Annotated in this window: 12 protein-coding genes, 1 other RNA gene and 1 pseudogene; 8 read left to right on the forward strand and 6 right to left on the reverse strand. The window is 49.3% G+C overall.

Translation table 11 applies throughout. The features are described 5' to 3' along the window. Window positions 1–115: 115 nt before the first annotated feature. Both dctP and K0335_RS16810 read right to left on the reverse strand, forming a co-directional pair. Window positions 116–1,158: pseudogene (gene dctP / locus K0335_RS16805) on the reverse strand (TRAP transporter substrate-binding protein DctP). Between the two features lie 54 nt (window positions 1,159–1,212). Further along, a complete protein-coding gene (locus K0335_RS16810; protein WP_104920297.1) occupies window positions 1,213–2,142 on the reverse strand; it encodes a hypothetical protein in 930 nt (309 codons plus the stop codon). A 214-nt stretch (window positions 2,143–2,356) separates the two neighbouring features. Between K0335_RS16810 and argO the strand changes: the two genes are divergently transcribed. Both argO and K0335_RS16820 read left to right on the forward strand, forming a co-directional pair. Next, window positions 2,357–2,992, forward strand: coding sequence for an arginine exporter ArgO (gene argO, locus K0335_RS16815; protein ID WP_219393942.1), 636 nt, complete (start codon window positions 2,357–2,359; stop codon window positions 2,990–2,992). A 280-nt stretch (window positions 2,993–3,272) separates the two neighbouring features. Then, window positions 3,273–4,013: an oxidative stress defense protein gene (locus K0335_RS16820; RefSeq protein WP_001101453.1), complete on the forward strand. Its 741-nt coding sequence runs from the start codon at window positions 3,273–3,275 to the stop codon at window positions 4,011–4,013. 34 nt (window positions 4,014–4,047) lie between these two features. Here the strand turns inward: K0335_RS16820 and argP are convergent, their stop codons facing one another. After that, on the reverse strand, window positions 4,048–4,941 hold the full coding sequence (gene argP, locus K0335_RS16825) for a DNA-binding transcriptional regulator ArgP (RefSeq protein ID WP_000828353.1): 894 nt from the start codon (window positions 4,939–4,941) through the stop codon (window positions 4,048–4,050). Between the two features lie 159 nt (window positions 4,942–5,100). On the opposite strand from argP, the gene rpiA reads away from it, so the two are divergent. From rpiA to K0335_RS22730, 3 genes are all read left to right on the forward strand, one after another. Further along, the gene (gene rpiA, locus K0335_RS16830) at window positions 5,101–5,760 is read left to right on the forward strand and encodes a ribose-5-phosphate isomerase RpiA (RefSeq protein ID WP_104920296.1); all 660 of its coding nucleotides are present in this window, start codon (window positions 5,101–5,103) and stop codon (window positions 5,758–5,760) included. Between the two features lie 242 nt (window positions 5,761–6,002). After that, window positions 6,003–7,235 carry a phosphoglycerate dehydrogenase gene (gene serA / locus K0335_RS16835; protein WP_001151599.1) on the forward strand — a complete coding sequence of 411 codons (1,233 nt, stop codon included), beginning with the start codon at window positions 6,003–6,005 and terminating at the stop codon, window positions 7,233–7,235. 227 nt (window positions 7,236–7,462) lie between these two features. Next, complete coding sequence (locus K0335_RS22730) at window positions 7,463–7,522, forward strand: type I toxin-antitoxin system Ibs family toxin (protein ID WP_107192362.1); 60 nt, start codon at window positions 7,463–7,465, stop codon at window positions 7,520–7,522. A gap of 99 nt (window positions 7,523–7,621) precedes the next feature. On the opposite strand, the gene K0335_RS16845 is transcribed toward K0335_RS22730, so the two are convergent. The 3 genes from K0335_RS16845 to zapA form a co-directional block, all read right to left on the reverse strand. After that, on the reverse strand, window positions 7,622–8,224 hold the full coding sequence (locus tag K0335_RS16845) for a 5-formyltetrahydrofolate cyclo-ligase (protein WP_219393943.1): 603 nt from the start codon (window positions 8,222–8,224) through the stop codon (window positions 7,622–7,624). A gap of 20 nt (window positions 8,225–8,244) precedes the next feature. Further along, a non-coding RNA gene (ssrS, locus tag K0335_RS16850) (6S RNA) lies at window positions 8,245–8,428 on the reverse strand. A 41-nt stretch (window positions 8,429–8,469) separates the two neighbouring features. Next, complete coding sequence (gene zapA / locus K0335_RS16855; RefSeq protein ID WP_001276008.1) at window positions 8,470–8,799, reverse strand: cell division protein ZapA; 330 nt, start codon at window positions 8,797–8,799, stop codon at window positions 8,470–8,472. 167 nt (window positions 8,800–8,966) lie between these two features. Between zapA and ygfB the strand changes: the two genes are divergently transcribed. From ygfB to ubiH, 3 genes are read left to right on the forward strand one after another with little or no spacing between them, the layout of a single operon-like run. Beyond that, window positions 8,967–9,545, forward strand: coding sequence for a UPF0149 family protein YgfB (ygfB, locus tag K0335_RS16860; RefSeq protein WP_001295378.1), 579 nt, complete (start codon window positions 8,967–8,969; stop codon window positions 9,543–9,545). A gap of 25 nt (window positions 9,546–9,570) precedes the next feature. Then, window positions 9,571–10,896 carry a Xaa-Pro aminopeptidase gene (gene pepP, locus K0335_RS16865; RefSeq protein WP_001290101.1) on the forward strand — a complete coding sequence of 442 codons (1,326 nt, stop codon included), beginning with the start codon at window positions 9,571–9,573 and terminating at the stop codon, window positions 10,894–10,896. Next, window positions 10,893–12,071: a 2-octaprenyl-6-methoxyphenyl hydroxylase gene (ubiH, locus tag K0335_RS16870; protein WP_104920294.1), complete on the forward strand. Its 1,179-nt coding sequence runs from the start codon at window positions 10,893–10,895 to the stop codon at window positions 12,069–12,071. Before pepP ends, ubiH begins: the two co-directional genes overlap by 4 nt. Window positions 12,072–12,093: the final 22 nt, after the last annotated feature.

Genomic DNA, 12,093 nt, shown 5'->3' on the forward strand with positions numbered 1-12,093 from the left:
ACCATTTGATCATATGACAAGATGTGTATCCACCTTAACTTAATGATTTTTACCAAAATCATTAGGGGATTCATCAGTGTGAAGCGCCCATGAAGTTCATGGGCGCACTACCAATTTAACGCATTGTTTCATCAAGTATATTGGCAACTTTTTGCATGACTTCTCCGGCTTTCTCCACGCCTTCATTATTTTGCTTTTCTACCCACTGAGTTTGCTCTTGCTGATAACCAATTGCTTTCTGCCAGGCGTCCAGTTCTGATTTTTTCAGATAGCGAACCTGTGCTCCTTCCTGCTCAAGCGTTTTTACCATGCTGATCAGGTTGTTATCTAATGCCTTGCCCAGCGCTTTCTCGGTTGTAATGGCAGCTCGTTGAATAGCCTCGCGATCTCTTTTATCAAGGTTTTCCCACGTTTGTTTATTCATTACCAGCAGATAAACATGACCAAGCCAGAGAGAAGGGGAGAGCAACACATTCGGCGCAGCACGTTCAGCATGGATGTCATATCCGCTATCAAGATTGACCATTAAGCCATCGAGTTTTCCATCGCGGAGTGCTGTCGTAATTTGCTCATTCCACGGTAAGGTTACGGTTTTTGCTCCCGTATGAGTTAAATAAGCCCGATGCCAGAAACTGGCTGTTCGCCAGGTGGTTCCCTGAAGCGCAGTTAATTTATCAATGGGCCTGGTAGAGAAAAAGCCTACCGGGTAGCCAAGGAAAAACTGTAAATTCACGATATTGTTACGGTCAAGTTCAGCGTTAACTCAGGTATTTCTGCATAAACGCGACGAAAAAAGTCTACCTGACTGGCTCCATGATCCGGGCCAATAGCAAAGCTCTTGAAGATTTGATGAAGCGGCAATTGTTTCGCTGTGTATTCCGACACCACTATACCCATATCAGCTTTACTGCCATCGCTTATCGTCGCTAGTGCAACATAGCTGATGGCGGTTTCACTGTTCCAGTGTGGTTCGATTTTCAAACGCCCCTGAGATTCTTTTTCAATTTCTGCAAAAAATGTATTTTGAATTAGCTGGGTACGCATTCCACCATAAGATTCATGATCGGTATAGCGCAGAATTTTTTCTGCGGCAAAATTGGGCGTAGATATCAGAAGTGATCCTGTTAACACAGAGAATAAGAATGGTTTGAATATCATGTCAGTTCCTTCTGTAATTTTATTGGTCGTCATTAATATTAAAAGCTGTGAACTTTAACAACTAAAATCAAACTTCATATTTTTAAATTCCAGCCAGGCATTACCTGCACCGAAATTATACCCACCGAAATACTCTTCAAACTCAATATAATAAGGCGACATTTCGTTTGGTATAGACTGCACGGGCGCCATTGAACCACCGAGATGATTGGGCAGATGTGCACTATGCCACTGGTGAGTTTCACATTTACTCTTTCCCTCTGCATCTTTAGAAAAATAATGAATGGACTGATATTCCGTATTATTTCTTTCTGTGGGGCTAATTCCCGCATTAGGATCAAAAGCGCGCGGCTCGCATGAAATCGCCAGATTGAAAGCCAGCGACTGCTCAGGAATGGTGCCCATTTTACGGTATACAAAATTGCTTTCAGGCGTATCTTTTGGTCTGACGTTAGCCTGAAAATAACTAAAAGCACTGCCGATAGTCAGCCATTCTGGCGTATCTTGCTGGTCGCGATAGTGGTTAGGTATAAGTTCAGGTGGCTCACAAAATGGGCCGTTGAACTCGTGCTGGGTGAGTAAAATCACCGCATAAGAACAGCCTAATATATCTTCCATCCGAAATAGCCGTGGATGTCGTTGCTTTTCTGCCTGCCAGAAAACATAAAGGTCTGGATCTTCGGGTGGGGTGCAGGATTCAAAATTCTCAAACACATCCAATATTTCTTCTGTACATGGTGTTCCGCCATCGTTGTGCTCGGGCGCAACAGCAAAGAAAGATAATGCGACAATCTCTGGCCCATAAATCCGATAATCTTCCGGCAACAGCAGGGTAAATCCATGATTCAATGGGAAACCATTATTTGGATCCAGCGGCCACTGTTCGGGCGTTATGCCTGGCGGTAGGCCAAAGCACCAACCTTGTTGGCGCGGCATATTTTCGTTAATAGGGTAGGGGAGAAGAGTGAGATCATAGGCTTGCATAGTGTTAGTCCTTTACAACGCTAGCAGGAAAGAGAGCCATAACGCCGTTTATGTTGTGGGAAATGATGAGATCTTTATCCTAAAATAAGTTACCGAATAGAATTATTTATTTTTTTATTAAAATTATTTATATGCTATTAGTATTATAAATTTTATCTAATAACAATCCCGCGATATAGTCTCTGCATCAGATACTTAATTCGGAATATCCAACGTGTTTTCTTATTACTTTCAAGGGCTTGCGCTTGGGGCGGCTATGATCCTGCCGCTCGGTCCACAAAATGCTTTTGTGATGAATCAGGGCATTCGTCGTCAGTACCACATTATGATTGCCTTACTTTGTGCTATCAGTGATTTGGTCCTGATTTGCGCCGGGATTTTTGGTGGCAGTGCGTTATTGATGCAGTCGCCGTGGTTGCTGGCGCTGGTCACCTGGGGCGGCGTAGCCTTCTTGCTGTGGTATGGTTTTGGCGCTTTTAAAACCGCAATGAGCAGTAATATTGAGTTAGCCAGTGCCGAAGTCCTGAAGCAAGGAAGATGGAAAATTATCGCCACCATGCTGGCAGTGACCTGGCTGAATCCGCATGTTTACCTGGATACTTTTGTGGTGCTGGGTAGCCTTGGTGGGCAGCTTGATGTTGAACCAAAACGTTGGTTTGCGCTCGGGACAATTAGCGCCTCTTTCCTCTGGTTCTTTGGTCTGGCTCTTCTCGCAGCCTGGCTGGCACCGGGTCTGCGTACGGCAAAAGCACAGCGCATTATCAATCTGGTAGTGGGATGTGTTATGTGGTTTATTGCCTTGCAGCTGGCGAAAGATGGTGTGGAATATTTACAAGCGTTAATTCGTTGAGGTGTTGCGAAAAACAGCAGAAGCCATGACGATAGCTGCCTAATTTGCTTATCTGTACAACCACTGAAAATCCACAATCAGTCCTGATGGAGCACACTGGACAAACGGAAGCAGAAATGCTCGCCCGTCACGCCAACCTTGAGTAAAGCTTATATCCGGTTCAGATGTAAGTCGTTCAACTGTTAGGGTATTGTCTGATGGTAAAATTAAGGGCGTATGACTAAACTTTTGGTTATGCGCCCTTTACTTTGGGCAATTTACGTTACATGGAGAAACAATAGTGAACGTCAAAGTATTGGCCCTGGCGGCGTTAGTTGGTTTTAGCGGCATGTCTGCTCAGGCAAGTGAATTGCCTGAAGGGCCACATGTTGTGACTTCCGGGACGGCAAGTGTGGATGCGGTGCCCGATATTGCTACCCTTTCAATTGAAGTCAATGTAGCAGCGAAAGATGCTGCCACGGCTAAAAAACAGGCAGATGAGCGTGTTGCGCAATATCTTACCTTTCTGGAACTGAATCAGATCAGCAAAAAAGATATTCGTTCGGCAAATTTGCGAACCCAGCCGGATTACGATTACCAGAACGGTAAAAGTATTCTGAAAGGATATCGCGCGGTGCGCACCGTTGAAGTGACACTGCGTCAGTTAGATAAACTTAACCCGTTGCTGGATGGTGCATTGAAAGCGGGGTTAAACGAGATTCGTTCTGTGTCGTTAGGCGTTGCGCAACCAGATTCTTATAAGGACAAAGCACGTCAGGCGGCAATAAAAGATGCTATTCATCAGGCGCAGGAGTTGGCTGAAGGCTTTAATAGTAAACTGGGGCCAGTTTACAGCGTGCGCTATCACGTCTCTAACTATCAGCCCAGCCCAATGGTTAGAATGATGAAAGCAGATGCAGCACCGTCAAATGCTCAAGAAACCTACGAGCAGGCAACGATTCAATTTGATGATCAGGTTGATGTGGTGTTCCAACTTGAACCTGCCGCAGAACAGAAACCAACAACCAACAAAGCCCAGTAAAACAATTCACCCGGTTTCACACCGGGTGAAAATTTTAATCCTGACGCAAAACCTTATGTCCGTATTCCAGCAGGGCATCGGTCACTTTACGCATCATACGACTTTCTGGCGCAAACCGGTGCCAGTAAAGCATCCGCCTTTGCAATAGACCTGGTGTTAAATTAATCAACTCACCGCTTGCCAGTTCTTTCTCAATTTGCAGATGAGGGATCATACAACAGGTTGTTCCCTGTCGGGCGAGCTGCACGAAGGCTTCCGAAGAATTCACGATATGGCATGGCACGCTGCCTGGTGGCAGATCGAAGTTTTGCTGCAAAAATGCCTGATGCATATCATCCAGATGGTCAAATGCTACGACAGGTGCTTTCAGCAGCGCGGCACGCGTTACTCCATTCGGGAAATATTTTTCTGCAAACGGTTTTGAGCTGACGAACAGATAATCAAGCGCACCAAGTTTGTCCACGAGGCAACTCGGCAGCGCTTGCGGTTGGATACTCACGGCCCCCACGACTTCTCCACGACGCAAACGCTCCTGAGTTCGCGTTTCGTCTTCTACCTGCAAATTAAGACGGATTGGGGAATCAGCCAGAACAGGTGCCAGCGCAGGCAGCAACCAGGTAGCCAGACTGTCGGCGTTGACCGCCAGTGATAACAGCAAGGGTGTTGAGCCGGTTTGCTCATCACCCAGCCACTCTTCTTCCAGTAGCTCAACCTGACGCAACAGTGCCAGCAACTTCTGCCCCTGTTCTGTAGGACGTGGAGGAACGGTACGTACCAGCAATGGCTGCCCGAACATATTTTCCAGCTGTTTTATACGTTGTGAAACGGCAGATTGCGTGATGCATAATTTTTGTGCTGCGCGTTCAAAACCTCGTTCACGTATTACCGCGTCCAGTGCCTGCAGTGTTCTGTAGTCCGGGCGTTTCATTGTTGTTGTTTGCTCCTGTTGTGTTCTTTTTCTTGCACTATGACATAAATTTGCCTTGGGTACAGACCAAAACAAACAGCCGTGAGTAAGGGCGGGAAGATTTTTCCGTCTAATGATCTATAATGCGCCAGAGTTTTTACAGCACAGGCGAAAACAATCATGACGCAGGATGAACTGAAAAAAGCAGTAGGTTGGGCGGCGCTTCAGTATGTACAGCCGGGCACTATCGTTGGGGTCGGTACTGGCTCAACCGCTGCACATTTTATTGATGCATTAGGCACGATGAAAGATCAAATTGAAGGGGCGGTTTCCAGCTCGGATGCGTCAACCGAAAAGCTGAAAAGCCTTGGTATTACCGTTTTTGATCTCAACGATGTGGACAGCCTCGGTATCTACGTTGACGGTGCTGATGAAATTAACGGTCATATGCAGATGATCAAAGGCGGTGGCGCAGCGTTAACCCGTGAAAAAATCATCGCTTCCGTGGCGAAAAAATTTATCTGCATAGCAGATGCCTCCAAGCAAGTGGATATTCTCGGTAAATTTCCACTGCCAGTAGAAGTGATTCCTATGGCTCGTAGTGCAGTGGCTCGCCAGCTGGTGAAACTGGGCGGGCATCCGGAATACCGTCAGGGTGTGATCACTGATAACGGTAACGTTATTCTTGATGTGCACGGTATGGAGATCCTTGACCCGGTGGCAATGGAAAATGCGATTAATGCCATCCCAGGTGTGGTTACTGTCGGTTTATTTGCTAACCGTGGCGCGGATGTGGCACTGATTGGCACCGCTGAAGGCGTAAAAACCATCGTTAAATAAGCCACTTTGTTAAAATAATCTGGCAGGGCAAATTTAGTGACAAGTGTCACGTTTTTCAATTGACCCTGCCGATCCTTTCATAAAACATTCCATTAACAGCATTTTCCTCTGTTTAATGACGCTGTTTGAGATTTCCTCATAATGGCGACGCAAACGTTCATATTGCCGCATTAATTTTTTTTGATATGTTGAAAGGCGGATGCAAATCCATACACAACATATTCAGAAGACAGGATCGGGAAATGGCAAAGGTATCGCTGGAGAAAGACAAAATTAAGTTTCTGCTGGTTGAAGGAGTGCACCAAAAGGCACTGGAAAACCTTCGCGCAGCAGGTTATACCAATATCGAATTTCACAAAGGTGCGCTGGATAGCGATGCACTGAAAGAGTCTATCCGTGATGCCCACTTCATCGGCCTGCGATCCCGTACCCATCTGACTGAAGACGTGATCAACGCTGCAGAAAAACTGGTGGCTATTGGCTGTTTCTGTATTGGCACAAATCAGGTTGACCTGAACGCGGCGGCAAAACGTGGGATTCCGGTGTTTAATGCACCGTTTTCAAACACTCGTTCTGTGGCAGAGCTAGTTATTGGTGAATTGCTACTCCTGCTACGTGGTGTACCGGAAGCTAATGCCAAAGCCCACCGTGGTGTGTGGAACAAACTGGCTACGGGTTCTTTTGAAGCTCGCGGTAAAAAACTCGGCATTATTGGTTACGGCCATATTGGTACGCAACTGGGCATTCTGGCCGAATCGCTGGGGATGCATGTCTATTTCTATGATATTGAAAATAAACTACCGTTAGGCAACGCCACTCAGGTGCAACATCTTTCCGACCTGCTGAATATGAGCGATGTTGTAAGCCTGCACGTACCTGAAAACCCATCTACCAAAAACATGATGGGCGCAAAAGAGATTTCACTAATGAAACCAGGCTCACTGCTGATTAACGCTTCGCGCGGCACAGTGGTGGAAATCCCGGCATTATGTGATGCGCTGGCAAGCAAGCACCTGGCTGGCGCGGCAATCGACGTATTCCCGACGGAACCGGCGACCAACAGCGATCCGTTTACCTCTCCGCTGTGCGAGTTCGACAACGTCCTTCTGACGCCACATATTGGCGGTTCGACTCAGGAAGCACAGGAGAATATCGGCCTGGAAGTTGCAGGTAAATTAATCAAGTACTCTGACAATGGCTCAACGCTCTCTGCGGTGAACTTCCCGGAAGTATCGCTGCCACTGCATGGTGGGCGTCGTCTGATGCACATCCACGAAAACCGTCCGGGCGTGCTGACTGCGCTGAACAAAATCTTTGCCGAGCAGGGCGTTAACATCGCTGCACAGTATCTGCAAACCTCAGCGCAGATGGGTTATGTGGTTATTGATATTGAAGCTGACGAAGACGTTGCCGAAAAAGCGCTGCAGGCAATGAAAGCTATTCCGGGTACCATTCGCGCCCGTCTGCTGTACTAATTCCCCTTCTCTGAAAATTAACGGGCAGGTCACTGACTTGCCTGTTTTTTATCCGTTTCCCCCACATTTGCAGTGCTGTGCATATGTCTTTGCGAGTCTGCTCGAATAAAGAAATTAAAGTCAGATCAATGCGTTGTCTTTGTATGTGAAGGATTTACGATGGCGAGGCAGCATGGGGCTGTAACGGTAAAGCCCTCACCGAAGCGAGGGCTTGAAGGAGAAGGGTTATGATGAAGAGCGTCATCATACTGGTCATTCTGTTGATGATAAGCGCACCAGCTTTCTAAACAGAAGTCAGAGGGAGGAGCAATCCTCCCTTACCCTTACTCACTAAATTAGGTTAAAGAATCAACGATGTCAATCAGGGCGATGCGGGTGTATCGCCCTTACCACTCCCAGACTTTCGACGGCGTAACTACCGCAGGAAGTGGAATATCCCACTCTTCAACGGGGAGTTTTTCCACCAACTGACAATCATGCGCATAACCCACCGGTTGCATTTTATAGTGCTGCCAGTTTTGTAAGGTCCGATCATAAAAACCACCGCCCATTCCCAGGCGCTGACCGTACTCATCAAAGGCGACCAGCGGTGTGATCAACACGTCTAATCGGGAAAGAGGAAGAACGTCACGCACATCCAGTTTTGGCTCATGGATCTTCAACCTGTTCATTACTAGTTCACTTTGCGGATGGTAATTAAGGAACAGCAAATTACCGGTACTAAAGGGATGCAAAACTGGAAGATACACGCGCTTACCGGCGCGCCAGAGTTGTTCTATGAGCGGCTGGGTGTCGAGTTCACCATCAAAAGAGAGGAATACAGCGACCGTATGCGCCATCACCACCGGGGGATAAGTCATCATCCGGGTAGCGGCTTGTTGACCCATTTCGTGCTGTTGTTCCGGCGTTAACGCACGACGACATTGCCGAATCATTTTGCGGATTTCTTGTCGGGATAATGTCAGTGGGAGTTCTGGTAGTTGCGTCATGGCTGGTGCCAGATAAGAAGGGAATCTCCGAGATGCCGCCGCAGGCTGTAACCCTTGAACCCTTGGTTCAAGGTGAATGTGTCGTCACAGTTTTAAGGCTTCTCGGACGGACCGAGCATGCTCACCAACCGCGGAGCGCCACATTCTTGTGGTATGAAATATCGGCTCAGGGGACTGGCCCGCTTGCGAACATCTCAGAGAAATTTTGTCTTCACGGTTACTCTACCACAGTAAACCGAAAAGTGTCATTCAAAGTTTTGGTTAGTTTTTTCGGTGATGCGACCTTGTTCAAGTAACGCTTGTTCTATGGTCTGCTGCAGCATCCGAATACGCTGTTCCATGCTTGCCGCGTAATCACGAGTCTTCGCTTTTTCTTGCGCTAACTCATAGCTGATATTCAATGCGGCAATGAAGACCAACTGTTCAGTATTTGTGACTCTAGTGCGTTCTTTCAGATCTTGCAACCGTTGGTTCAGATCGTCCGCTGCCTGATTCAACGCATCCCTTTGGTCAGGCGGGCAGTTCACACGCAGTGAACGGCCAAAAATTTGGATATCGACGGGTTGTGCAGACATGCCACCTTCCTGCTGATTGACTGCGCTGCCTTCGTCTTTAGACCCATGGTCTGCGAAGGGGCGACACTATAGCTACCCTGATGAGAAGAGACAAGCCCTTTTCTGGTCCACCAGGGCCCAAAGTGGTAGCATATCATGAATATTCCTCCCTTTGACGACGAATGCTTATGTCTATACAGAACGAAATGCCTGGTTACAACGAAATGAACCAGTATCTGAACCAACAAGGGACGGGTCTGACCCCTGCTGAGATGCATGGTTTAATCAGTGGGATGATATGTGGTGGTAACGATGACAGCTCATGGCTACCGCTGCTTCACGACCTGACGAACGAAGGCATGGCTTTCGGTCATGAGCTGGCACAGGCATTGCGCAAAATGCACTCTGCTACCAGCGATGCCCTGCAGGATGACGGTTTCCTTTTTCAGCTTTATCTGCCTGATGGCGATGATGTCAGTGTTTTCGATCGTGCTGATGCGCTGGCAGGTTGGGTCAATCACTTCCTGCTTGGTCTTGGCGTTACGCAACCGAAGCTGGACAAAGTGACCGGCGAAACCGGTGAAGCTATCGACGATCTGCGTAACATCGCGCAGCTGGGCTACGACGAAGACGAAGATCAGGAAGAGCTGGAAATGTCGCTTGAAGAGATCATCGAGTACGTCCGTGTTGCCGCGCTGTTATGCCACGACACCTTTACTCATCCGCAACCGACCGCGCCAGAAGTACAAAAACCGACTCTACACTAAAAACAAAAAACGTAAGGAGAGTGTTATGAGTGAGATATCCCGGCAAGAATTTCAGCGTCGCCGTCAGGCCCTGGTAGAGCAAATGCAACCTGGCAGCGCCGCGCTGATTTTCGCGGCACCAGAAGTGACCCGTAGCGCCGACAGCGAATACCCCTATCGTCAGAACAGTGACTTCTGGTACTTCACCGGTTTTAACGAACCGGAAGCGGTGCTGGTGCTGATTAAAAGTGATGACACTCATAACCACAGCGTTCTGTTTAACCGCGTTCGCGACCTGACGGCAGAGATCTGGTTTGGTCGCCGTTTAGGTCAGGATGCTGCGCCGGAAAAACTGGGCGTTGATCGCGCACTGGCGTTCAGCGAAATCAATCAGCAACTTTATCAACTGCTTAATGGTCTGGATGTGGTTTACCACGCTCAGGGCGAATATGCCTATGCTGATGAAATCGTGAACAGCGCGCTGGAAAAGCTGCGTAAAGGCTCGCGACAAAATCTCACCGCGCCAGCAACGATGATCGACTGGCGTCCTGGTGTTCATGAAATGCGCCTGTTCAAATCGCCGGAAGAGATTGCCGTACTTCGCCGCGCGGGTGAAATCACTGCCCTGGCGCATACCCGGGCGATGGAAAAATGCCGTCCGGGGATGTTCGAGTACCATCTGGAAGGCGAAATTCACCACGAATTTAACCGCCACGGTGCGCGTTACCCTTCCTATAACACCATTGTTGGCAGCGGTGAAAACGGCTGCATTCTGCATTACACCGAAAACGAGTGTGAAATGCGTGACGGTGACCTGGTGTTGATTGACGCGGGTTGTGAATACAAAGGTTACGCGGGCGATATTACCCGCACCTTCCCGGTTAACGGTAAATTCACTCAGGCTCAGCGTGAAATCTACGACATTGTGCTGGAGTCTCTTGAAACCAGCCTGCGCCTGTATCGTCCGGGAACGTCCATTCAGGAAGTCACCGGTGAAGTGGTGCGCATCATGGTTAGCGGCCTGGTAAAACTCGGCATCCTGAAAGGTGATGTTGAAGAACTGATCGCCCAAAACGCCCATCGTCCTTTCTTTATGCATGGCCTTAGCCACTGGTTAGGTCTGGATGTCCATGATGTTGGCATTTATGGTCAGGATCGCTCGCGCATTCTGGAACCGGGCATGGTACTGACCGTAGAGCCGGGGCTGTATATTGCGCCGGATGCGGATGTACCAGAACAATATCGCGGTATCGGCATTCGTATCGAAGACGACATTGTGATTACCGAAACCGGCAATGAAAACCTCACCGCCAGCGTGGTGAAAAAGCCGGAAGAAATTGAAGCGTTGATGGCAGCTGCGAGAAAGCAATGAGCGTAATCATCGTCGGTGGCGGCATGGCGGGCGCGACGCTGGCGCTGGCTATTTCCCAGTTAAGTCACGGGGCGCTGCCGGTACATTTGATTGAAGCGACTGCGCCAGAGTCACATGCTCATCCGGGCTTTGATGGACGGGCTATTGCGCTGGCGGCGGGCACTTGTCAGCAACTGGCGCGCATCGGCGTCTGGCAATCTCTGGCAGATTGCGCAACCGCCATCACTACCGTTCATGTCAGCGATCGTGGTCATGCCGGATTCGTCACCCTCGCCGCAGAAGATTATCAACTGGCGGCGCTGGGGCAGGTTGTCGAATTGCATAATGTCGGGCAACGGCTGTTTGCGCTATTGCGCAAAGCGCCTGGCGTAACGCTGCATTGTCCGGATCGCGTGGCTAACGTTGCCCGTACTCAGAGTCACGTTGAAGTGACACTGGAGAGTGGCAAGACGCTGACGGGCCGTGTGCTGGTCGCTGCTGATGGCACCCATTCCGCGTTAGCCACCGCGTGCGGTGTTGACTGGCAGCAGGAGCCTTACGAACAACTGGCCGTGATTGCGAACGTTGCGACTTCCGTTGCGCACGAAGGGCGCGCTTTTGAACGCTTTACGCAACATGGCCCGCTGGCGATGTTGCCGATGTCTGACGGACGCTGTTCGCTGGTCTGGTGTCATCCACTGGAACGGCGCGAAGAGGTGCTGTCGTGGAGCGACGAGAAGTTTTGCCGAGAACTCCAGTCTGCCTTTGGCTGGCGACTGGGGCAAATTACCCATGCTGGTAGACGCAGTGCTTATCCGCTGGCGTTAACCCGCGCTACCAAACCTATTACCCATCGTACCGTGCTGGTGGGCAATGCGGCGCAAACCCTGCACCCGATTGCCGGGCAAGGATTTAACCTCGGTATGCGTGATGTGATGAGCCTTGCGGAAACGCTGACTCAGGCTCAGGCACGTGAAGATGACATCGGTGATTACGGCGTATTGTGCCGTTATCAGCAGCGTCGGCAGAGCGATCGCGAAGCAACCATCGGCGTCACGGACAGCCTTGTACATCTTTTTGCTAACCGTTGGGCACCGTTGGTTGTCGGGCGCAACCTCGGGCTGATGACGATGGAATTATTCACCCCAGCACGCGATGTGCTGGCGCAGCGCACCCTCGGTTGGGTGGCGCGTTGAAGGCGGTTTTAAGGAATAAACA

It is taken from the genome of Escherichia sp. GZ89, assembly GCF_019366485.1.
Classification (GTDB): Bacteria; Pseudomonadota; Gammaproteobacteria; order Enterobacterales; family Enterobacteriaceae; genus Escherichia; species Escherichia fergusonii.

What these genes read in the sequence shown, in the direction of transcription:
- K0335_RS16845 (WP_219393943.1), bottom strand. Translation starts at nt 8,224, where the DNA reads ATGACGCAACTACCAGAACTCCCACTGACATTATCCCGACAAGAAATC.
- rpiA (WP_104920296.1), top strand. Translation starts at nt 5,101, where the DNA reads ATGACGCAGGATGAACTGAAAAAAGCAGTAGGTTGGGCGGCGCTTCAG.
- pepP (WP_001290101.1), top strand. Translation starts at nt 9,571, where the DNA reads ATGAGTGAGATATCCCGGCAAGAATTTCAGCGTCGCCGTCAGGCCCTG.
- argP (WP_000828353.1), bottom strand. Translation starts at nt 4,941, where the DNA reads ATGAAACGCCCGGACTACAGAACACTGCAGGCACTGGACGCGGTAATA.
- ubiH (WP_104920294.1), top strand. Translation starts at nt 10,893, where the DNA reads ATGAGCGTAATCATCGTCGGTGGCGGCATGGCGGGCGCGACGCTGGCG.
- zapA (WP_001276008.1), bottom strand. Translation starts at nt 8,799, where the DNA reads ATGTCTGCACAACCCGTCGATATCCAAATTTTTGGCCGTTCACTGCGT.
- serA (WP_001151599.1), top strand. Translation starts at nt 6,003, where the DNA reads ATGGCAAAGGTATCGCTGGAGAAAGACAAAATTAAGTTTCTGCTGGTT.
- K0335_RS16810 (WP_104920297.1), bottom strand. Translation starts at nt 2,142, where the DNA reads ATGCAAGCCTATGATCTCACTCTTCTCCCCTACCCTATTAACGAAAAT.
- ygfB (WP_001295378.1), top strand. Translation starts at nt 8,967, where the DNA reads ATGTCTATACAGAACGAAATGCCTGGTTACAACGAAATGAACCAGTAT.